The sequence below is a fragment of the Nocardia miyunensis NBRC 108239 genome (assembly GCF_001613065.1).
GTDB classification, from domain to species: Bacteria; Actinomycetota; Actinomycetes; order Mycobacteriales; family Mycobacteriaceae; genus Nocardia; species Nocardia miyunensis.
This window is the reverse complement of the sequence record NZ_BDBQ01000029.1, coordinates 55,224-77,327: the sequence shown is the minus strand read 5'-3', so window position 1 is coordinate 77,327 and position 22,104 is coordinate 55,224. Positions and strand designations below refer to the sequence as shown.

The window sequence follows — 22,104 nt, the reverse complement described above, 5'->3', positions numbered from 1 at the left end:
TCATCACGCCCGCTCCTGTTCGAAGAAGTGGCGATTGCGCGCGGCGTCCTCCTCGGAACGTTGCGCGGCCAGCCGCTCGATGACCTCGGTGGCCAGCAGCCCGCCGGTCACGGCGCCCGAATCATCGACGGCCACACCGATTCCCGACGGCGAGGAGATCGCCGCATCCAGTGCCTGACGCAGATCGCCGCCGGGGGAGAACAGCGAGCCGCCCGCGGACATGCTCTCGGCCAGGGGATGCCCCGCGCGGACGCGCTCGACGCCGGTGACGTCCACCCAGCCGATCGGACGGCGCGAATCGCCCACCACCAGAACCCATTCCCCGGCGTCGAGCCGGAGCTCGGCGACCTCCGACCCGGTCGCGGTCCGAATCTCGTGCAGCACAACGCCATCGGCGGCGCGGAAGGACAGTCCGCGATAGCCCCGGTCGCGCCCGGCGAAGTCGGCCACGAAATCGGTCGCGGGCGCGGCCAGCACCCGCTGCGGCGAATCATATTGCTGCAGAACGCCGCCGCGGCCGAAGACCGCGATGCGGTCGCCGAGCTTGATCGCCTCGTCGATATCGTGCGTGACGAAGACGATCGTCTTGTGCAGATCCGCCTGCAACCGCTGCATTTCCGCCTGCAACTCCTCGCGCACCACCGGATCCACGGCGCTGAACGGCTCGTCCATCAGCAGGATCGGCGGATCGGCGGCCAGCGCCCGTGCCACGCCCACCCGCTGCTGCTGACCGCCGGACAGCTGCGCCGGATATCGGCTCGCCAGAGCGCGATCCAGCCCGACGCGATCGAGCACCTCGAGCGCGGCCCGGCGCGCGGCGCGGCGGGATTGCCCGCGCAGCACCGGGACCGTGGCCACATTGTCGAGCACCGTGCGGTGCGGCAGCAGTCCGGCGTTCTGGATGACGTAGCCGATGCCCAATCGCAGCCGCACCGGATCGACCGTCGAAATATCCTGTCCTGCAACGGTTATCGTGCCCGTGGTCGGCACGATCATTCGGTTGATCATCCGCATCGAGGTGGTCTTGCCGCAGCCGGACGGCCCCACGAACACGGTGAACGACCCGGATTCGATCCGCAGATCCAGATCCGAGACAGCGGTCGTGCCGTCCGGATAGGTCTTGCCCACGCCGCTGAATTCGATCTCACTCACGAGTGCATCCCGCTGCCGCTAGGTTCCGCCCCGCGCGATGTGCGCTGTGGCCACGGCTCTCTCCGCTGTGTCCCACTCACGAGTGCACCTCGCCGCCGGACAGCGCGGTGCTGCGCGATGTACTGACGGCTCTTTGCGCCGTGTCCACCTGGCCGACATATGGTTCCGAGCCGGGCGATGTGCATCGTGTCGGCCGTTCGTGTCGCTCACGAGTGGACTCCGGCCGCGTCGGCCACAGCGTCGGCCCTTCGCTCTCATGCTTGTTCACGGTGCCCCTCATCGGCATTCGCGTTTACCCGCAGGCCTATCCGATCGGCTTGTCCAGTCCCTGCGCGGTGACCCACGACTTCGCGGCGGACGCCGGCTCGACCTTGGCGGCCCCGGACACCTGCTCGTTGAGCGCGATCAGCTGGTCGGTGGTGAGTTTCGCGGAGATCGCGTCGAGCACCTTCAGCGCCTTGTCGGACTTCTTCTTCGCGTTCAGCACCGGCACGACGTTCTGCGCGGCGAAGTTGTGCTGCGGATCGGCGAGCACCACCAGGTTGTTCTCCTTGATGGCGGGGGAGGTGGTGAAGATATCGGCCGCGGTGACCTGTCCGCTCGTCAGCGCGCGCACCGTCGCGGGCCCGCCCTCGTCGCTGATCGTGACGTATCTGTTCGACGGAATATCAAGGTTGTAATGCTTTTTCAGGCCCGGCAGGCCCTCGGCGCGCTCGGTGAACTCCGGCGACCCGCCGAAACTCACCTCGGCCGAATGCGCGGCCAGATCCGCGATGGAGTGCAGATTCCACTTCTGCACCGTTTCCTGGGTGACCACCACCGCATCGGAATCCTCACCCGGTGCGGGCGTACCGGCGACCAGATCGTTGCCCAGCGCCTTGGTCAGGGCCTGATTCACCGCGTCCGCATCGGTCGCGGTGGTCGACTTGTCCAGGTATTGCAGCAGATTGCCGGTGTAATCGGGGATCACGCCGATCGAGCACTGGCGAAGCGCCGGGATGTACGCCTCGCGACTGCCGATGTTGAGTTTGGTGTCGACGGTGAAACCGTTGGCGCGCAACGTCTCGGCGTACACATCGGCCACGGTCTCCGACTCGGGGAAATTGGCCGAGCCGACGGTGAGCTTGTTGGCGTCACCGGTGCAGCCGCCCGATCCCGAGGCCAGCGGATCGGAACTGCCGCCGCAGGCGGACAGGGCCATCGCCGCGGCCAGTGCAACGGCCGTGGCCACGAATCGGACGGCGGTGAATGCGGGGCGAAGTCCGCGCCGACGCGCGGAGAGGATGATCGTGGATTTCACTGCTGTCCTTCCGGGGGCCCGGCGCTGCCGGGTGAGGTGCGGCGCGGCCCGGCTACCATTCGTCGTCGGGACGGCCGCGATCTGGTTGTCCATCCTTGCAGCCGGGTGTCGATCTGACTATCTGAACGGGAGTGGGTGTCGCCGGATGGAATTGGCAGCGTCGCTGCGAACGGCGGCTCGCGCGGTGCTCGCCGTGACGACGTTGACGCTGGTCGTCTCGTGTTCGCACAGCGAGTCCGGCGGGACGATCACGGTGGGCGCGGGCAGTTCCGCGCAGTCTGATCTGATTGCCGAGATCTACGCCGGAGCGCTGGCCCGCACCGGCGCGCACACGGCAGTGTCCGCGCAGCTGGGCGGTCGCGGAGACTATCTGGCGGCCCTGGACGCGGATCGGGTGACGCTGGTCGGCGACGACAGCGGCGATCTGCTCACCACGCTGGACGCCCGGTCGACCGCGCGCATCCCCGATCCGGAGTCGGCCGCGGAACAGGCGAGCGAGTCGACCGGAACGACGACCGCGCAGCCCGCCCCCGGCTCCTCGGTGTCGGATGCGCTGAGCCGGGCGCTGCCCGAGGGGCTCGTGATATCCGATATCGCCGACGGCACCGATCTGCGCCCGGATTTCGTGCTGTCCGCCGCCGAGGCCGCCCGCGTCCCGCACTCGCTGAAGGATCTGGCCGCGCACTGCGGCGAGCTGTCGGTGGGCATCGCCGTGGGCAGCGAACTGGATCCGCTGCGTCCCGCGCCGGACCCGCAGCGGGACGTGCTGATCCCGCTGCGGCAGGTCTACGGCTGCGATATCCCTCACTACACGATCTACCGGAGCGACACGTCGCTGCGAAACGCGTTGCGGGGCGGGCGGGTTCAGGCCGGAGTGCTGACCGCTCCGGCGACGCTGCTGCCGGACGGTCCCGGGGATCTGGTCGTGGCCGCCGATCCGGACTACGCGTTCCGCGCGCAGAACATCGTCCCGCTGTTCCGGCAGGGATCACTGACCGGAACCCAGATCAAGAAGCTGAACTACGTCGCGGGCGAGCTCACCACCGATGATCTGACCACCCTGATCCGCCGTCTGCGCGACGAGAACGCCTCGGCCGCCGACCTGGCCCGCGGCTGGCTGGACGAGCACGACCTCTAGGGCGATCCGGGACGTCCCGGATCCGGCTGAGTTCGCCGATATGTTGCCCGGGGTTCTGTCCGATTTCGAGGTCGTAACCCTCGGCGCGGATCCGGGGCCACCGGTCGATTCGGACGAGTAATCTCAGTTGGGTTGTTCGAGCGGCCACCCGAGGGAGGCGCAGGCATGTTCAATCGGACGATCGTGGCGCGCGTATTCACCGCCGGTGCGCTGGCCGCGCTGTTGACCACCACCACCGCCGCATGCGGCGGGGCGGACAACAAATCCGGCGGTACTCCTTCCACCAGTCGCCAACCCACGGTGACCCAGGCCGTCACCACCACGTACCAGCGATTCTTCGACGGATCCACCAGCGCCGACGAGAAGATCGCCCTGCTGGAGAACGGCGAGGCCTTCGCGGCCACCATCAAGGCCCAGGCCGGCTCCTCGATGGCCAAGAGCACCACCGCGACGGTGTCCAACGTGGCCAGTTCGGGCACCGACCGCGCCGATGTCACCTTCACCATCCTGTTCAACGGCAAACCCGCGCTGGCCGGGCAGTCCGGTACGGCGATCCGCACCGGCGGCGCCTGGAAGGTCACCGCGGCGACGTTCTGCGCCCTGCTGACCCTCGAGGGCAATCCGCCACCGGTGTGCGCCGCCTCGGCGACACCAACGCCCGCGCCGACGTCCTGAGCCGGACATGGCCTCCTCGGACGCGCCGAAATCGTTGTGGCGCATCGTGATATCGCGGGATCCGGTGCGCGGCGGAGCAGAGCGGCCGCGGGTCGCGCTGGCCATCGTGACCGCGGTGCTGTTCGTGACGTTCCTGGACACCACGATCGTCAGCGTCACCCTCGGCAACATCCAGTCCGATGTGCACGCCGGGGTGGTGTCGCTGCAATGGGTGGTCAACGCCTACACCCTGGTCTTCGCCAGCCTGATGCTGACCGCGGGATCACTCGGCGACCGGTGGGGCCGCAAACGGGTGATGATCGCCGGACTGGTGATCTTCTGTGCGGGATCGGTGATTTCGGCGCTGGCCGGATCGGTGGCGGTGCTAATCGCCGGGCGCGGGGTGATGGGTGTGGGCGCGGCCGCGTCCGAACCCGGGACGCTGTCGGTGATCCGGCACATCTATCCCGATCGCCGCGCGCGGGCCAAGGCGCTGGGCGCGTGGGCGGCGGTGTCCGGGCTGGCGCTGGCCGCCGGGCCCGTCGTCGGTGGCCTGCTGGTCGGCGCGTTCGGCTGGCGATCGGTGTTCTGGTTCAACCTGATCATCGGCGTGGTCGTGCTGGCCGCCGCGCTGCGCTACGTTCCCGAGAGCGCCGACCCGCAGCCGGGCCCGGTCGACGTGCCCGGATTCATCCTGGGCGCAACGTTTCTCGCGTGCGTGATCTACGCGGGCATCTCCGGTGAGCAGGTCGGCTACCGCGCGGCCTCGGTGATCACGCTGTTCGTCGTGGGCGGTGTGGCCGGAGTGGGATTCCTGGTGGCGGAGACCAGAGCTCGCAATCCGATGTTCGACTTCGCCTATCTGCGAAGGCCGTTGGTGCGCAGCGCGCTGATCGTCGCGTTCGCGGTGTACTTCGGCATCTTCTCGATCTTCTTCTTCACCGCGCTGTACCTGCAGGAGGTGGTGGGTTATTCGGGCTGGCGGATCGCGGCTGTCTTCGCGCCGATGGCGGTGGCCATCATCGTGGGCTCGCTGATCTCCGGATTCTGGGTGGCCTCGCGCGGTTCGCGCACGCCGATGATCGCCGGTTGTCTGCTCGGCGGTGCGGGAATTCTGCTGACTCGCGAATTCCTAGGCGTCACCGTGCATTTCACGCCGCTGGCGCTGTCCCTGACGCTCGCCGGGATCGGCTTCGGCATCGCGGTGGTGCCGCTGACCTCGGCGGTGCTGTCCGGTGTTCCCGCCGAACATTCGGGCATGGCGGCCGCGGCCACCAACACGATGCGGCAGGTCGGCGCGGTCGTCGGCGTCGCGGTCCTGGGGTCGCTGGTCAACTCGTTCCTCAACTCGGACTTGACCTCTCGGCTGAACCAGTTGCAGGTCCCGGCCAATTTCCAGGCCATCGTGATCGACGCGATCGAGACCGGCAACGTCCCCGCGGGCGGTGATCAGGCCGCCTCGGCGGCGTACGGGCCCATCGTCGACAAGGTCATCACGGCCACCTACGCGGCGTTCCATCGCGGACTCGATGTGGCGCTGCTGGTTTCGGCCGTCATGATTCTGCTCGCGGCGGTGCTCACCGCGATCTCACTGCCTCGATTCGACCGCGCGGGATACGAGTACGACACCTGAACGCCCGACCGCTCCGGCCCGGATTCAGTTGCGCAGCAGGGCGATCAGCGACGGATCGGCGGCGAGTCCGGGCAGTGATTCGACGAGCATGTCGATCAACTGCTCGCGAGTGACGGTCTCGGCGGTGAGCCAGCTCAGCGTGACCTCCTCGACGAAGGCGATCCAGCCGCGCACGGCGAGTTCCAGCCGCGGCCGGTCCGGATGATCCGGGGGCAGCGGGATCTCGGCCATGATGCGGTCGGCCTGCGCGCCGCGGGTCGCGTCGACCAGGGCCATGAGTTCGGTGCCGGCGGGACGACGCAGCAGGGCCAGATACGAGGTGCGGTTCTCGCTGACGTAGTCCACGTAGCGGCGCACGGCATCGCGCAGCATGTCGCCCAGCGGGAGATTGCGGTCCGGTTCGGTCCGGGTGAGCAGTTCGGCGTTCGCGTTGGCCACGATCGCCAGCTGGAATTCCTGTTTGGAGGAGAAGTAGTGGAACAGCAGGCCGCGGGAGATCCCGGCCTGTTCGGCGACCTCGCCGATGGAGATATCCTCCAGCGCGCGCTCGCGCAGCATCCGGGTGCCCAGGGTGATCAGCTGACGACGGCGTTCGTCGGGGCTCAGGCGCACCCGCTTACCGTTCTTACCAGCAGTTCTTCCGGCCACGGCGACCATCTTACTGAACGCGGGTCAATACTGTTGACTCCGGCTCAATAAGCCCTTAGGCTCGAATACATGAGTCGCAAGGTTACAGACAGTGGTGTCGGTGATCAGGGGGAACCGGCCCGCCACCTGCACGTCCTCATCGTGGGCAGTGGTTTCTCCGGGCTGGGTATGGCCATCCGGCTCAGCCAGCAGGGCGTGCGGGACTATCTCGTGCTCGAGCGCGGCGGTGACGTCGGCGGCACCTGGCGGGACAACACCTATCCCGGCGCGGCCTGCGATGTGCCCTCGCACCTGTACTCGTACTCCTTCGCGCTCAACCCGGAGTGGTCGCGGTCGTTCTCCAGGCAGCCGGAGATCCAGGGCTACATCCAGGGCGTCGCCGAGAAGTACGGTGTGCGCGACAAGCACCTCTTCGACTGCGAGATGACCGGCGCGCGCTGGAACGAGGCGCGGGCCCGCTGGGAGGTGCAGACCAGCCGGGGCGAGTTCACCGCCGACATCCTCATCTCCGCGGTCGGCGCGCTGTGCGAGCCGAATCTGCCGGATATCAAGGGCATCAACACCTTCGGAGGGCAGATCTTCCACTCCGCGCGCTGGGATCACGATGCGGACCTGGCTGGTAAGCGGGTCGCGGTGATCGGCACGGGCGCTTCGGCGATCCAGATCGTGCCCTCGATCGCGTCGGAGGTCGCGCACCTTGATCTGTATCAGCGCACCGCGCCGTGGTTGCTGCCGCGGATGGACCGGCCGTACACGCTGCCCGAGCGGTTGGCCTTCAAATACGTTCCGGGCGTGCAGAAGCTGTCCCGCGCGGCCATCTACGCCGCCCGCGAGACGCAGGTCGTCGGCCTGGCCAAATTCCCGCCCGCGATGCTGGCGCTGGAGACCATCGCCCGCGCCAAACTGCGCTTCGAGGTGCGCGACCGCGAACTGCGCGAGAAGGTCACCCCGAATTTCCGCATCGGCTGCAAGCGCATGCTGATCTCCAACGAGTACTACCCGGCGCTGAGCCGCGACAACGTCGACGTGGTCACCGACGGCATCGCCGAGATCCGCCCCGGCTCGATCGTGACCAAGGACGGCGCCGAACGCGAGGTCGACGCCATCATCGTGGCTACCGGCTTCCACGTCACCGATTCGCCTGTGTACGAGACGATTTCGGGTCGCGACGGGCGCACCCTGAGCGAGGTGTTCGACGAGGGCGGCCAGCAGGCGTACAAGGGTTCGGCGATCGCCAACTTCCCCAACATGTTCTTCCTGCTCGGCCCGAACGTCGGCCTGGGGCACACCTCGATGGTGTACATGATCGAATCGCAGATCAACTACATCGCCGACGCGGTAGCCACCTTCGACCGGATGAGCCTGCGCACCGTCGAGGTGCGCAAGGACACGCAGGACACCTTCAACAGCGCCCTGCAGGACAAGCTGGCCGGCAGCGTGTGGAGCACCGGCGGCTGCGCGAGCTGGTATCTGGACAAGCACGGCAACAACACCACGCTGTGGCCGGATTTCACGTTCCGATTCCGTAGGCTGCTGGATGCGTTCGATGTCGCGGCCTATCGGACCAGCGCCGTGGCGAACTCCGATACATCCGAGGCGGTAACACTGTGAGCAACGACGCGTATTTCACCGGCAAGGTCTGTGTGATCACCGGCGCCGGATCGGGCATCGGGCGCGCGCTGGCGGAGAATCTGGCCCGCCGTGGCGCGAAACTCGCTCTCTCCGATATAGATACCGAAGGCCTGGCCGAAACCGTCCGGCGCTGTGAGGCATTGGGCGCGCAGGTCGAATCCGATCGGCTCAACGTCGCCGAGCGCGAGGCCGTGCTGCTCTACGCCGACGAGGTGAAGAAGCGCTACGGCGTCATCCACCAGATCTACAACAACGCCGGTATCGCCTTCCACGGCGAGGTGGCCGACTCGCAGTTCAAGGACATCGAGCGGATCATGGATGTCGACTTCTGGGGAGTCGTCAACGGCACCAAGGCATTTCTGCCGCATCTGATCGAATCCGGTGCGGGACATGTGATCAACGTGTCCAGCCTGTTCGGTATCATCGCCGTACCCGGCCAAAGTGCTTACAACGCGGCGAAATTCGCGGTGCGCGGCTTCACCGAATCGCTGCGTCAGGAGATGATGGCACGTCGGCATCCGGTCAAGGTCACCTGCGTGCACCCAGGCGGCATCAAGACCGCCGTGGCGCGCAACGCCACCTACGCGGAGGGGATCGACGCCAAGCAGTTCGCCTCGTTCTTCGACAAGCAGCTGGCCCTGCACACGCCGGAGATGGCCGCGCAGACCATCACCGAAGGCGTCGCCAAGGGACACGGCCGGGTGCTGATCGGCTGGGAGGCAAAGGCTTTGGACCTGTTCGTGCGGGTCACCGGCTCGTACTACCAGCGGATCGCCAATGTGGTGAACCGGCGATTCCTGCCCTGATCGCGATGAGAATTCCCGCTGTTTCGCCGCCGCTGCCGATCGTCCGCGCGGTGCTGCGCCCGATGTTCCGATATGCGATGCACTCCCGGCTGCCGTGGACCGTGCAGCGCGCGCTGCTGGACGCCGGTTCGGCGCTACAGGTACTGCCGCCGGGCACCCGGGTGGATCGATTGCGCCTGGGCGGTCGTCCGGCCGAGCGGATCGCCTCCGGTTCGAACACCGGTGAGGGTGCGGTGCTGTATCTGCACGGCGGCGGCTACACCATCGGATCGCTTGCCACGCACCGCTCGCTGGCCGCGCATCTGGCTCGCGAACTCGGGCGTCCGGTGTATCTGCCGGACTACCGGCTCGCGCCCGAACATCCGTACCCGGCCGCCCTCGACGACGCCGAGGCGGCCTATCTGGAGCTGCTGTCCACCGGGCTGCGGCCGGAAAACCTTGCGGTAGCCGGTGATTCGGCCGGTGGCGGCCTCTCGCTCGCGCTGGCTCGCCGTCTGATCGATCAGCACGGAATCCGGCCCGCCGCACTGGGTTTGATCGCGCCGTGGTCCGATCCGAACGAACCCCCGCCGCGGGAGCGGGATCTGGTGGTCAACCGTTCGTGGTCGCGAGCCTGCTCCGCGGCATATCTCGGTGACGGCGACCCGCTGGATCCCGGCTACGCGCCGCTGCTGGGCGAGCTGAGCGGACTGCCGCCGACCTACGTCCAGGTGGACGAGGGCGAACTGCTGTACACCCAGTGCACGCGTCTGGTGGGGGCGTTGCGCGAGGCCGACGTGCCGACGCGGTTCTCGGTGACGAGCGGATTGTGGCATGTGGCCCAGTTGCAGGCCGCGCTGGTCGTCCCGGCGGCGGCCGCGGTGCGCGAGCTCGCCGATTTCCTCGGCGAATCGCTGCAACCTGCGCAAATCCGACCATAGGATGAGACGCGAACGATCCGGCGCCGGCAGACGGCCCGGTCGCGGCCGATGCGGCGGCTAGCGTAAATTACTGGTGAGTAAACCACGTGGAAGGGCACCGATGCGAGAGTTCGAAGTCCCGGCTACCTACACCATCCCGGAAGATGTCAACGTCTCCGACGGCGTCTTCCGGCATGCCGAGCGCACGCCCGGCCTGGTGGTGTTCAACAGGCCGGACGGCAAGGGCGGCTGGACCGATGTGACTGCCAAGCAGTTCGCGCAGGCCGTCACCGGTGTGGCGAAGGGACTGATCGCCACCGGCATCGAACTCGGCGACCGCGTCGCGATTCTGGCCTCGACCCAGTACGACTGGGTCGTCCTGGATTTCGCCATCTGGGCCGCCGGCGGCTGCACCGTCGCCATCTTCGACAGCTCCTCGGCCGAGCAGGCCAAGTGGATCCTGCAGGATTCGGGAACCAAGCTGCTCGTGGTCGAGACGCCCAAGCAGCGCGCCATGATCGGCGAGATCGAGTCGGCCCTGCCGGAATTGGCGGAGACGCTGCTGCTGTCCGAGGGCGTGAGCGGGTCAGGCGCGGAGGCGGCAGCGGAGCGTAACCACGCAGCGCCCCCGCTCACGCCCAATAGACACGGCGCGGTCGAGGAATTCACCCGTCGCGGTGCGGATCTGGACGACGCGGTCGTGCACGAGCGGCGCGCACAGGTCAAGGCGGCCTCCCCGGCGACCCTGATCTACACCTCGGGCACCACCGGACGTCCCAAGGGCGTCATGCTCTCGCACTCGAATCTCTACGCCGAGTCCGCCGCGGACCGTGCGGTCATGCCGCAGGACCTGCGGCCCGGTAAGCGCTCGCTGCTGTTCCTGCCGCTGGCCCACGTCTTCGCGCGGGCGGTGGCGCTGGCCGCGTTCGACGCCGGTGTCACCGTCGCGCACACCGCCGACTGGTCCACCCTGGTCGAGCAGTTCGGCCAGTACAAGCCCGATTTCATCCTCTCGGTGCCGCGCGTATTCGAGAAGGTGTTCAACGGCGCGAAGCAGAAGGCGCACGACAGTGGCAAGGGCGCGATCTTCGACGCCGCGGCCGATACCGCCATCGCCTACAGCCAGGCCCTGGACAACGGCGGGCCCGGTCTGGTGCTCAAGCTCAAGCACGCGGTCTTCGACAAACTGGTGTACGGCAAGCTGCGCGAGGCGATGGGCGGGCGGTGCGAGTCCGCGGTCTCCGGCGGCGGCCCGCTCAGCGCCCGGCTCGGACATTTCTTCCGCGGCGTCGGCGTCAACATTCGCGAGGGTTACGGCCTGACCGAGACCACCGCGGCGGTCTCGGTGAACACGCCCGAGTACACCCGCGTCGGCACGGTCGGCCGCCCGCTGCCCGGCCACGGCGCGAAGGTCGCCGAGGACGGTGAGCTGCTGCTGCGCGGCCCGGTCGTCTTCTCCGGCTACTGGGGTAACGACGCGGCCACCGAGGACGCCTTCGTCGACGGCTGGTTCAAGACCGGCGATCTCGGCGCGATCGACTCGAACGGTTTCATCACCATCACCGGCCGCAAGAAGGAGATCCTGGTCACCGCGGGCGGCAAGAACGTCTCCCCGGCCATGCTCGAGGATTCGCTGCGCTCGCATCCGCTGATCAGCCAGGTCATGGTCGTCGGCGACAGCAAGCCGTTCATCGGCGCGCTGATCACCCTGGACGCCGAGGCACTGCCCGGCTGGACGGAACGTCACAACCTCCCCGCCGACACCCCGATCGAGAAGCTGATCGAGAATCCGGATCTGGTCGCCGAGATCGACGCCGCCGTCGCCGACACCAACAAACTGGTCTCGCACGCCGAGGCCATCAAGAAGATCCGCATCCTTCCGGTCGACTGGACCGAGGAGAGCGGCGAACTCACCCCCAAGATGTCCCTCAAGCGCGCGGTCGTGATGAAGAACTACGCGGCCGATGTGGAGGCCATCTACAGCTGAGTCCTCTTGTAGGACAACGGCTTTCGAAGCGAACGGCCCACTCGCCTTGTGCGGTTGGGCCGTTCGCGACGAATCGGGGATTTCATGTTGCGGCCGTTCAGGTTACGGTGCCCTCGCTTGCTCCGAGACGGTCCGCACCCCAGCTGCGGTGGATGTATCCGGTGACGCGCTCGAGTTCGTCGGGGGTGACCGAGGCCGATTCGCCGTGCTCGAGCGGGTCGAAATGGAAGATGTACAGGCGTGAGGTGAACTGCTCGAATGGCAGAGACGCTTCGCCGGGACGTTCACCGTGCCCGGCGGTGCCGACGACCACGCCGTCACCCCAGTCCTGCCCGCTGTCGTTGTTGGGGTTGTAGAAGTAGACCCGCATCTGGTCCTGGGGGTCGAGACTGACTCGCAGGATGGTGATCGCATGCCAGCCGACGAAACGGGCTGCGCTGTCGGTGACGGCGATACCGGCGGGCTGCGGGTGCACCAGTGGCTGATTGCCGTTGTAGAACGGGTGATAGCTGGCGTAGAAGTGCCGCAGGAACTCCTCGAGATCGGTCAGCGCACCCGTGGCCACGTCGACGTTGATCCGAAATCCGCGTCCGGACCACCAGCCGTGGAACTCCGGGTTGATCCAGCGGTGCGGATCGCCCTCGCGGCCGATACAGCGCCGTCCCATCTCCGCGTAGATCCGGTCCAGATGCGGTACCACCAGCAGCGATACCGGGTCCAGATCGAAGGCAAGCGTGGTCGCGACACCGGCACCGAGCTCCCGCGAGGAGATCGCCTGCCCTTCGAAGTGCATGACGACCTCGTCGTCGCGCGCGGCCCAGGCCACGGTCTGCAACAGGTAGTCCGGATCGTTGTAGGACCACATCGATAGCGCCCGCGCCGACTGACACGTGGGATTGTCACCCTGCCCGACGCCCAGCGGCAGGCCCAGGATGGACAGCACACCCGACAGCAACCAGGTGCCCGCGTCGACGGCCGGACCGAACACCTGGCTCAACCGGGCCCGCGAGTCGGCCGACAACTCCAGCCTGAGCTGCCGCCATATCGCGGGGGCGACCGGAGGCTGATACAGGATGCCGCGTTCGAGCATCGACGCGAGACCGTAGACGCACTGGGCCGTTTCGGGATGTACGGCCCTTTCGATGAGGGTGCGTACCAGTTCGTGGTAGCAGAGCAGGCAGTCGCGCCCGGTGCTGGACAATCCCATTGCCTCACTGAGCAGATGCGCGCCCCGGTCGAGCAGGTGGCGCAGCAGCGTCGCGTGATACGGCGAGACCAGACCGGTGTCGTGCATAGATCGCGCGAATCCCGTTGCCTCGGACTGCAATGCGGCGTCGTCCATCGCCTCCAGCCGGGCCAGGTAGACCTCGATGCCGGGATCCTCCCGGCACGCGTCGGTGGTGCTGTAGAGGCTGCTGATCAGTCGATCCGCGCCGAGTGCGCCCGCGCCGAGATCGATATCCGGATTGGCTCGCGCCACGGCGATCTGCGTGATCATCCGCTTGACCGAATCGACCTGGATCGGGCGCTGGCGCAGGATGCGCCAGATCTCGTCGATCAGGTTCTCGAGCACCTTCTCGTACCCGATTTCCTGGACCAGCAGGCGCAGCAGTTCGCGGGAGGCCAGCGCCATCCGGCCCTGCTGTGCGCGCTCGGCCTCACCCGGCGGGGTGAACAGCAGGGACAGATTGGTCGCCAGGACCTGCGACAGGTGGTTGTGGGCGTACTCGGCGGACACTGTGGGGTGCACGTATTCCCCTTTCGCTACGGCCAGCAGACGCAGGTCGCTGACCGTCTCGAGCACCACGGTGTCCGGGTTGGGACTGTGCAGTGAACCGGTGCTCAGCGCCGGTATGAGGATCTCCGGACTCGCCCAGTCCGTTCCGAGGAACAGTCCGGCGGACTCGAGTCCGGCCGCGCGTGCGCGAACCGCCGCGCAGCCGCCGGGGAGGGGCAGCACCCGCCGCAGTGTGCCCAGAACCCTCGTCAGCTTGACCTGCTTGCCGAAATCGGCGGCGGCCGCGAGGGATCCGGTGGCATCGTCCAGCGCAGCGAGACGTCTGTCCAACGTCGTGCTGTCGCTGCTCAGTGGACTCAATCAGGATCCTCCCCGTGAGCCGTTACCGTCGAACGGATTCAAATGTAGAAGTCGAGTTCTTCCTGGCGTTTCAACAGATTTCGGAGAGTGTATGGGTCTTCTCCGAAGAAGTACAGTACGCCCCAATGGTTTCCGAACGCAGTGCGTTTGGTCACCATTTCTTCCAGCGGCGTCGTCAGTTCGTGCGAATCGAAGTAGTCGTGGTCCTCGGTCTCCTCGGGCATGGCCAAGCGGCTGACCACGCGTCGTCGCGGATAAACTCCGAAGCAGCCCGCATGCCCCTTCGCGTCCACCACCTCCTTCGGGAAGAAAGCCTCGATCTCCTCGGTGGTGGTCTTCGGGTCGAAGGCCAGGACCAGCGCATGATACGCATTGAATCCGTAGCACCGCTCGAGCAGTTCGAACACCTTGAAGCCCGGTGGCCGGTAGGCTACCTCGCCGAAATACATCTCCCCGTCGCTGGTGACGAAGTATTCGGGATGCACGAAACCGAAATCGATGTCGAACACCTTGATCAACTTCTCGATCTGCCGGGTGATCTCCGGGCGGTACCGCTCCAGCTCCGGCGTCGCCGGGACGAATACCGAATAGCCGAGAGTCACGTATTCGGAGATATTCAGGAAACAGATCTTGCCGTCGTGGATCCACGCCTCGACCGCGAATTCCCAACCGTCGAGGTGGGATTCCATCAGGACCGGGAATTCCTCGTCGGGTATCGAATCGACCTCGTCCGGCGTGCGGATGACCCGGTGGCCGAGACACCCCGCCTTGTCGAACGCCTTGATGTGGATCGGATCGTTGGGGTCGCCGTCGAGCTTGAGCAGAGTCTGGTTGACCCGCTTGAGGAAGCGGATGACGTCGTCGCGCTCGTGCGCCTCCTCGAAGATGCCGACGCGAATGCCGCCGAGTTGTGCGCGGCGCTTCATCAGCGACTTGTCGCGCAGCAGCATCGCCTGCCCCAGCAGGCGCGGATTGTCCAGCAGGACCGAGTTGATCGCCCCGGCCCATTCGACGGTTTCCTCGAAGATCGGAATGGCGACGTCGACGCCCCTGTCCTTCAGCGTCTCGGCGATCTCCACCGACCGATCGTTGAGTCGTTCGAAATCCCAACAGATATAAGGGATCTGGTGTTCGGCGCAATATTCTTCCGCCCACTCGGGAGCCACCACGACGTAGCGCCGATCGAAACGATCCACCGCTTCGACGGCGCTCAGACTCCAGCCCAGTAGCGCGACATAACCTTTTTCCGGGTTTCGGATCGTCGATTCCCGTGTTGAAGTCGACAAGACCTGTCTCCTCTCGACCCCTGGATCCAGCGTGTCGATTCGGGGCCGTGTCATCGCGGATTACGCAGTGCGGTCGGTGTGCTATGCGTTATCCGTATCTCCTGCCGCTGGCGGAATATCTCGATATCCTCGTCGATATCGGGCATCCGGCGGCTACGTGATCGAAACGGCCTCTGGGCGTTGGGAATTGGACCGGACCCCGTTTTGCCGTCATTTTGTGCGAGTACCCATGCAGGCTATCTGTCAAACGGAAGCGCCCGTCTCGTCTCGGCCCATCCCGGACCGCCGCTCGATCGACCGCGAATGTCATGACGCCCGCCGCTGAACGAAAGTCGTTGCGGCAGTGGGGGATGAACAATTCGGGCCGACACCGGCTGTGCGGTGTCGGCCCGATGAGGCGAGCGGGAGTGTCAGCCGACCGGGCCCTGGGCGAGTCGCGTCCGGGCGGACTGGCTCTGGCCGGTCTGGTCGGTGAACTTCAGGGTTACCGTGTCTCCAGGGTGGTGCTGGTCCATGGCGTCGGTGAGTTCCAGGGCCGAACCGACGGTGGTGTTGTCGACGCCGGTGATCACGTCGCCGGGGGCAAGGCCCAATTCTTCGGCGGGACCGTCGGTGACGATATTGCGGACCAGAGCGCCGCCGTTGGCATCGCTCACCGTGACGCCGAGGAAGGCGGACTGGCCGATGTGGACCGTGTTCGAGCTCTTACCGGCCTGAATCTGTTTGGCGATGCTCAGCGCCTTGTTGATCGGGATGGCGAAGCCCTGGCCGCCACCCTGCGCGCTGACGGTGCCGAAACGGAAGTCCTGCGAGGCGGCGGTGTCCACGCCGACGACCTGTCCCGCACTGTTGATCAGCGGACCGCCGGAATCGCCCGGCTGGATATTCGCCGCGACCTGGATGAGCCCGGTCAGCTTCTCCGAGGCGCCCGCGGCCTCGTCGCTCGCGATGATCGACCGGTTCAGCCCGGTGACATGTCCGGCGGCCGCGGTCGGGCTGCCGGTGCCGCCCGCGTTGCCCAGGCCGACGATGGCGTCGCCGACCGCCACTCGATCCGAATCGCCCAGGGGCGCGGTCCGCAGGCCCGATGCGCCGGACAACTGGATCACCGCGAGATCGTCGGAACGGTCGTAGCCGACCACCGTCGCGGGATAGGTCCTGCCATTGCCCAGAGCGGTGACCGAGATCTTGGTGGCGCCCTCTACGACGTGATTGTTGGTCAGGATCTCGCCATCGGAGGTCAGCACGATCCCGGTGCCCGCACCCTCACCGTTCTGCAGGCCGAGCTGGGTGTCCACGTTGACGATTCCGGGGACGACCTTGTTCGCCGCGGCGGTGAGATCGGCGTTGCTGGTCTGCGAATCGACCGGCTGCGACACGATTCCCGGCGACTGCGCCAGCGGTGAACGTGTGATCGCCTCGTGCGTGGTCATGCGCGCGGTGACCATGCCGATGGTCACCGCCAGGGCCAGAACGATCGCGGCCACGACGGTGAAACCCAGCCCGTGGCGCGGCGGCCGGCCACCCTGCGGCGTATGTGGTCTGTAAGGTGTTCCGTACGGGCCCGGCTGTCCGGGCCTGCTCCCCTGATTCGGATACACGGTCATCACGTCCTTATTGCTCAGGAACCTCTGAATCAATTAAGCGCGCCGTTCCTGAGAGATGCCTGGGGAGATGCCGTGGAACCGCCACGGTGAGCACCGCCATTTCCGGCCCGGCCGCGCACGCCGCATTTCTGACGAATCCGTGACGGTCCGGATTTCCGGGCTTATCGGCAGGTCACGAGGGCCCGAACTGGAAGTACGCTCACGATATGACCTCTTCGGGCACGCGCGGAACCTCTCCCGGGACCGGCGGCACACAGCGCGACGACACCCGGCCCGGCACCGATCCCGCCGCGGCCGGATCGGGACTGCGCACCGCCTCCGGCATCCTCACCGCGGGGTTCGCGCTGGGTGCGGCGGAGTTGGTGGCGGCCCCGATCGGCTCGGGCAGCGCGCCGCTGACCGCCCTGGGCGGAACGGTCGTGGACCACACCCCCGACAGTGTGCGTGAGCGGGTGATCGGCCTTGTCGGTACCAATGACAAGCTGGTGCTGTTCATCCTGATGGCGGCCGTCGCGGTCATCGTCGCGGCCTTCGCCGGGCGGATCGAACGCTCGCGTCGCCCGGTCGGGTCCGTGCTGTTCGCCGTTTTCGGATTGGCGGCGGCCGGTGTCGCGGTGACCAGGCCGGCCGCGTCTTGGACGTGGGCGTTGCCCTCGGTGATCGGGGTCGGCCTGGCGATCGTGGTGCTGCGCGGGCTGACCCGCCGGATCGAGGCGTACGAGTCGAAGCGCGAAACCACTTCCCGCGCACCAGGTTCGGGGTCTGCGGATGAGGACCACGCGACCGCCTCCGGTGCGGAAGTCTCCGGTCCGGTGGATGCTGGCCGCGAGACGGATTCCGGCGCAACGACTTCCGGCTCGTCTGCCGTGGTCGATCGACGGGGTTTGATGCGGGCGCTCGCCGGCGTGGGGGCGCTGGCCGTAGCGGCCGGAGTGGCGGGCCGGTTCATCGGATCCAAGCTGCACAGCGTCTCCGCCGAACGCGCCGCGGTGCAACTGCCGGTGCCGCCGTCGCCGGAGCCGTCCATCGATCCCGCGGCCGATCTGCGCATTCCCGGCCTGACCCCGTACCTCACCGCCGATCGCGACTTCTACCGGATCGATACCGCGCTCACCGTTCCGCAGGTCAGCACCGAGAGTTGGTCACTGCGTGTGCACGGCATGGTCGACCGCGAAATCCGGCTGGGCTACGCCGATTTGAAGGCGCGTCGCCCGATCGAACGTCTGGTGACGTTGACCTGCGTCTCGAATCCGGTGGGCGGGGATCTGGTCGGCAACGCCCGATGGCTCGGCTACTCCCTGGCCGATCTGCTCGCCGAGGCCGGACCCCATCCGGACGCCGATATGGTGCTCTCCCGCAGCGTCGACGGATTCACCGCGGGCAGCCCGCTGGCCACCCTCACCGATGGCCGCGACGCCATGCTGGCCATCGGGATGAACGGCGAACCGCTGCCCATCGAACACGGCTATCCGGTGCGGCTGGTCGTGCCCGGTCTGTACGGCTACGTCTCGGCGACCAAATGGGTGACCGATATCGAGATCACCAGATTCGATCGCGCCCAAGCGTATTGGACCAAACGCGGCTGGTCCGAACGCGGCCCGATCAAGACCGGCACCCGCATCGACACCCCCAGGGACGGTGCGTCGGTGGGCGGGGGCCGGGTCGCCGTCGCGGGCGTCGCGTGGGCCCAGCATCGCGGCATCAACGCCGTCGAGGTGCAGATCGACGACGGCCCTTGGCAATCCGCCCGCCTGGCCGCCGAACCCACCATCGATTCCTGGCGACAGTGGGTCTACGACTGGACCCCCACGTCCGGCACCCACACCCTGCGCGCCCGCGCCACCGACGGCACCGGCCAGGTACAGACCTCCGAAGTTCAGGACGTCGTCCCGGACGGTGCCACCGGATATCCGTCGGTCACCGTCCGGGTGGGCTGAGTTCCGGCGGCACCCCGGTTCAGGGACGGTCGGACGCCCCGTTGTAGCTGGCGTTGCTGTACTCGGTGGGCCGGGTTTCGTGGGTGATCTCGTAGCTGAGATTCACATCGTGGGTGAGGTTCGCCCCGTCGATCCACACCCGGCTGCTGACCTGCGGATATCCGCGCGCCACCACGGTGTAGTCGCCCGCGGGCAGGTCCGGGATGCGGTAGTTGCCCTCGGTGTCGGTGAACACCGAGTCCACCACCCGGCCGGTCGAATCGAGTATCGACACCTGCGCATCGGCGACCACGTCCGAATCGGACCAGGCCCGGCCACTGAGTACCGCCATCGACGCCAACTCGATGTCGTAGCGCAGCGTGCCCGACTCCGGAACGGTCAGGGTCGTGGCGTGTGGCTGGCGGCCCTCGGCCACCGCGACCAGCGTGTAAGTCCCCGCGACCGTGCCATGGCAGGCGTATGCGCCGTCACCACCGGTCACCCCGGCGGCGACGACCTCGCCGCGCGAATCGGTCAGGGTGACGGTGACCCCGGCCAGCGGCTTCCCGTCACCGGCGGCGACCACACCCGACAGCTCACCGTTACCGCTCAGGATCAGCTCCCACACCGCGTGGCGGTCACCAGCGGTGACGGTGATCGCGACAGGCTGATGCCCGGTCGCCGACGCGATCAGCACATACTGCCCGGCAGCCGGCGCCGCGATGCGGTACGCACCGTTGTCGCCGCCCGCGGCACGGGCGACCTGCTGTCCGCGTTGATCGATCAGCGTGAGCGCCGCGCCCGACACCGGGCGGCCGTCCTCCTGGTGCACATGCACCGACAGTGGTTGTTCGCCGCCGACGGCCGAGGTCGCGAACTGATCCTCGCCCGCCCGATCGACCGGGGCGAGCAGTGCGGTCGTGGCGACGGCCCCCGCCGCCTCGTTGACCGGCAGCGCCGCGGCGCCCTCGGTTTCGGTGGATCCGGATGTGGGCGCGGGCGCGTTGTGCCTGGTTCTGACGAACAGGGCCGAGGCGACGACGCCGATGAGCAGGATCGCGGCCGGGAGATACATCGACTGGCTCAGTGCGGTGCTGAACGGGTGCACGATGAACGACGGCAGTTTGGCCGTACTGGAGCCCTCGGAGAACTGGCCGCCACCGAGATGCTGGGCGGCCATCCGGTTGGAGACCAGGGCGGCGATCACCGCGCTGCCCAGGACCGAGCCGATCTGCCGGGTCGTGTTGTACACCCCGGCGCCCGCTCCGGCCTGCGCCATCGGCAGGTCGTGAGTTGCGGTCGAGGCCAGCGGAGCCCAGATGCAGGAGTTGGACAGACCGGCGACGCCGCCGAGCACGATGAACGCCACGATCGAGCCGTCCGGCTTCATCAACGTCGCGAATCCGAAGATCGACGCCGCGAACAGCGCGAAACCGATGGTCGGGATGATCCGCGGCGGCATCCGGTCGGAGATCTTGCCGATGATCGGCGCGCTGAAACCGGTGACGATCGCCATCGGCGCGAAGACCAGCGCCGCCCTGGTCGGCGAATACCCGCGCACCGCTTCGAGATAGAAGTAGGCGGGCACCATCAGGGCGGTGATCGCCGCCCCCATCGCCGCGATCGCCACACTGGACAATGCGAAGTTCCGGTTGCGGAACAGGCTCATCGGCACCAGCGGCTCGCCCTTGTTGAGCGCCTGGTTGACCACGAACAGGGCCAGTACCACGACACCCGCGATGATCATGGTCCAGATCCAGGCGTTCCAGTTGTGGGCGTTGCCCTCCTGAACACCGAAGACCAGCAAGAACAAGCCGATGGCCGACAGTGCCACGCCGACGAAGTCGAACCGGTGCTCATGAGTCTCCAGCGCCGGCACCAGCCACATCGCCAGGGCGAAGGCCACGACGCCGACCGGGACGTTGATGTAGAAGATCCAGTTCCAGCCCAGCTGGTCGACCAGGACACCGCCCAGGATCGGCCCGACCAGGGTGGCCAGACCGGCGACGCCGCCCCACACGCCCATCGCCGCACCACGCTTGTCCGGCGGGAAGGTGCGGGTGATCACGGCCATGGTCTGCGGGGTCATCAGCGCCGCGCCCAGGCCCTGCACGGCACGCGCCGCGATGAGCATCTCGATGCTGCCGGACAGGCCGCACCACAGCGAGGCGAGAGTGAAGACCACCAGGCCGATCAGATAGATGTTCTTGGGGCCGAAGCGATCTCCGAGCCGCCCGGTCACCAGCAGCGGCACCGCGTAGGTGAGCAGATATGCGCTGGTAACCCAGATGACCTTGGTGATGTCGGTGTTCAGGTCGCGCATGATGGTCGGATTGGCCACCGCGACGATGGTCATATCCAGCAGAATCATGAAGAAGCCCACGACCAGCGCGGACAGCGCCAGCCAGGGATTGCGTCGGGTGGTCATGCTCGTATTCCTATCCAGCAGGTATCGATCGGGGTGAACGACCGGTATGGCGTCGGGTGGATCGCGCACATCGCGGGAGATGCGGCTCATTGGTCGGCAGGGAGTACACCGCCCTCCCGCAGTTGGGCGAGCATGTCGTCGGTGACGGTCGCGCCCCAGTCGGGACCTGGATCCTCGGTATCGATTCGTTCGCCGTCGGGGGTGAACTGCTCCCACTCGAGCGTGCCGTCCCGTAGTTCGGTGGTGATGCGGTGTAGCCAGGTGATCTCGGCATGGGTCTGCCCCCGGATGTATTCGATCACCATCCAATAGCGGCGCGGTACCCGATTCGCGGGGAGCCACTTCATGAGGGCGTCGAGTTCGGCGATGTCGTTGTTCAGTCGGCCGATGCGCTCGGTGATCAGCTCGATCACCTGTTCCGCGGGCAAGTTGTGCGCCTCGGAGACGGCCAGCGGGAAGATCGGATACTCGCGGACGGGTTGACGGATGATGTCGGTGATCCGGATGCGCAGGGCCCTTCTACCGGCGGGATTGATCCGGTAGATGGTGCGCTCGGGCCGGTTACCGGCCCGGTCGATGCCCTCGGCGTGTACCAGGTCCTGCTCGGCCAGGCGGGTGATCGTGTGATAGAGCGAGCCCGGACGGACCTTGACCAGGTAGTCCTCGCGGCGCTGTATGAGCAGTTGATACATCTCGTACGGATGCATCGGCCGCTCCTCGAGCAGCGCGAGCACCGCGAGCGCCAATGGCGTCAACGTGGTACCCGGCTGCTTGGTCATCGTGATCACTCCTATTCGTCGATCGGGACTCTATTGGAGACCTACGACATCTTCCGCATCGAATATTCCACGCCGAATATACGACGCGGGAGAGGGGCAGACAAGGGAAATGATCGCCGTCACAGTCCGATCGTCTTCCGG

16 protein-coding genes are annotated in these 22,104 nt (G+C 67.0%); 8 read left to right on the top strand and 8 right to left on the bottom strand.

The genetic code is table 11. The features are described from left to right. Window positions 1–3: 3 nt before the first annotated feature. Window positions 4–1,152, bottom strand: a complete 1,149-nt coding sequence (locus NM2_RS12015; protein WP_067667646.1) for an ABC transporter ATP-binding protein — start codon at window positions 1,150–1,152, stop codon at window positions 4–6. Window positions 1,153–1,456: 304 nt separating this feature from the next. Then, complete coding sequence (locus tag NM2_RS12010; protein WP_169816165.1) at window positions 1,457–2,353, bottom strand: ABC transporter substrate-binding protein; 897 nt, start codon at window positions 2,351–2,353, stop codon at window positions 1,457–1,459. Window positions 2,354–2,597: 244 nt separating this feature from the next. Between NM2_RS12010 and NM2_RS12005 the strand changes: the two genes are divergently transcribed. The 3 genes from NM2_RS12005 to NM2_RS11995 all read left to right on the top strand — a co-directional run bounded on the left by NM2_RS12005 (window position 2,598) and on the right by NM2_RS11995 (window position 5,877). Beyond that, window positions 2,598–3,590 (top strand): glycine betaine ABC transporter substrate-binding protein, encoded by a 993-nt coding sequence (locus NM2_RS12005; protein ID WP_067667645.1) that lies wholly within the window; start codon window positions 2,598–2,600, stop codon window positions 3,588–3,590. Between the two features lie 165 nt (window positions 3,591–3,755). Further along, window positions 3,756–4,265, top strand: coding sequence for an MTB12 C-terminal domain-containing protein (locus tag NM2_RS12000; protein WP_067667643.1), 510 nt, complete (start codon window positions 3,756–3,758; stop codon window positions 4,263–4,265). Window positions 4,266–4,272: 7 nt separating this feature from the next. Next, window positions 4,273–5,877, top strand: coding sequence for an MFS transporter (locus NM2_RS11995; protein ID WP_084530819.1), 1,605 nt, complete (start codon window positions 4,273–4,275; stop codon window positions 5,875–5,877). Window positions 5,878–5,901: 24 nt separating this feature from the next. On the opposite strand, the gene NM2_RS11990 is transcribed toward NM2_RS11995, so the two are convergent. Then, entirely contained in the window at window positions 5,902–6,534 is a 633-nt protein-coding gene (locus NM2_RS11990; protein WP_067667641.1) for a TetR/AcrR family transcriptional regulator, read from the bottom strand. Window positions 6,535–6,594: 60 nt separating this feature from the next. On the opposite strand from NM2_RS11990, the gene NM2_RS11985 reads away from it, so the two are divergent. From NM2_RS11985 to NM2_RS11970, 4 genes are all read left to right on the top strand, one after another. Continuing rightward, window positions 6,595–8,136: a flavin-containing monooxygenase gene (locus NM2_RS11985; RefSeq protein ID WP_067667637.1), complete on the top strand. Its 1,542-nt coding sequence runs from the start codon at window positions 6,595–6,597 to the stop codon at window positions 8,134–8,136. Further along, a complete protein-coding gene (locus tag NM2_RS11980; protein WP_067667636.1) occupies window positions 8,133–8,963 on the top strand; it encodes an SDR family NAD(P)-dependent oxidoreductase in 831 nt (276 codons plus the stop codon). The genes NM2_RS11985 and NM2_RS11980 overlap by 4 nt, the downstream gene beginning before the upstream one ends. A gap of 5 nt (window positions 8,964–8,968) precedes the next feature. Continuing rightward, window positions 8,969–9,883: an alpha/beta hydrolase gene (locus NM2_RS11975; protein WP_067667635.1), complete on the top strand. Its 915-nt coding sequence runs from the start codon at window positions 8,969–8,971 to the stop codon at window positions 9,881–9,883. A gap of 100 nt (window positions 9,884–9,983) precedes the next feature. Continuing rightward, window positions 9,984–11,849 (top strand): AMP-dependent synthetase/ligase, encoded by a 1,866-nt coding sequence (locus tag NM2_RS11970; protein ID WP_067667633.1) that lies wholly within the window; start codon window positions 9,984–9,986, stop codon window positions 11,847–11,849. A gap of 97 nt (window positions 11,850–11,946) precedes the next feature. Here the strand turns inward: NM2_RS11970 and NM2_RS11965 are convergent, their stop codons facing one another. From NM2_RS11965 to NM2_RS11955, 3 genes are all read right to left on the bottom strand, one after another. Then, on the bottom strand, window positions 11,947–13,947 hold the full coding sequence (locus tag NM2_RS11965) for a hypothetical protein (RefSeq protein ID WP_067667631.1): 2,001 nt from the start codon (window positions 13,945–13,947) through the stop codon (window positions 11,947–11,949). A 38-nt stretch (window positions 13,948–13,985) separates the two neighbouring features. Further along, window positions 13,986–15,233: an ATP-grasp domain-containing protein gene (locus tag NM2_RS11960; RefSeq protein WP_067667629.1), complete on the bottom strand. Its 1,248-nt coding sequence runs from the start codon at window positions 15,231–15,233 to the stop codon at window positions 13,986–13,988. A 410-nt stretch (window positions 15,234–15,643) separates the two neighbouring features. Next, the gene (locus tag NM2_RS11955) at window positions 15,644–16,720 is read right to left on the bottom strand and encodes a S1C family serine protease (protein WP_245717969.1); all 1,077 of its coding nucleotides are present in this window, start codon (window positions 16,718–16,720) and stop codon (window positions 15,644–15,646) included. Window positions 16,721–17,046: 326 nt separating this feature from the next. Here NM2_RS11955 and NM2_RS11950 point away from each other — a divergent pair, with 326 nt between their 5' ends. After that, on the top strand, window positions 17,047–18,777 hold the full coding sequence (locus tag NM2_RS11950) for a molybdopterin-dependent oxidoreductase (protein ID WP_084530817.1): 1,731 nt from the start codon (window positions 17,047–17,049) through the stop codon (window positions 18,775–18,777). Window positions 18,778–18,796: 19 nt separating this feature from the next. Here the strand turns inward: NM2_RS11950 and NM2_RS53385 are convergent, their stop codons facing one another. Together NM2_RS53385 and NM2_RS11940 are read right to left on the bottom strand one after the other, a co-directional pair. Beyond that, window positions 18,797–21,184, bottom strand: coding sequence for a DHA2 family efflux MFS transporter permease subunit (locus NM2_RS53385; protein ID WP_157121043.1), 2,388 nt, complete (start codon window positions 21,182–21,184; stop codon window positions 18,797–18,799). An 86-nt stretch (window positions 21,185–21,270) separates the two neighbouring features. After that, window positions 21,271–21,963 (bottom strand): PadR family transcriptional regulator, encoded by a 693-nt coding sequence (locus tag NM2_RS11940; protein ID WP_067667853.1) that lies wholly within the window; start codon window positions 21,961–21,963, stop codon window positions 21,271–21,273. Window positions 21,964–22,104: the final 141 nt, after the last annotated feature.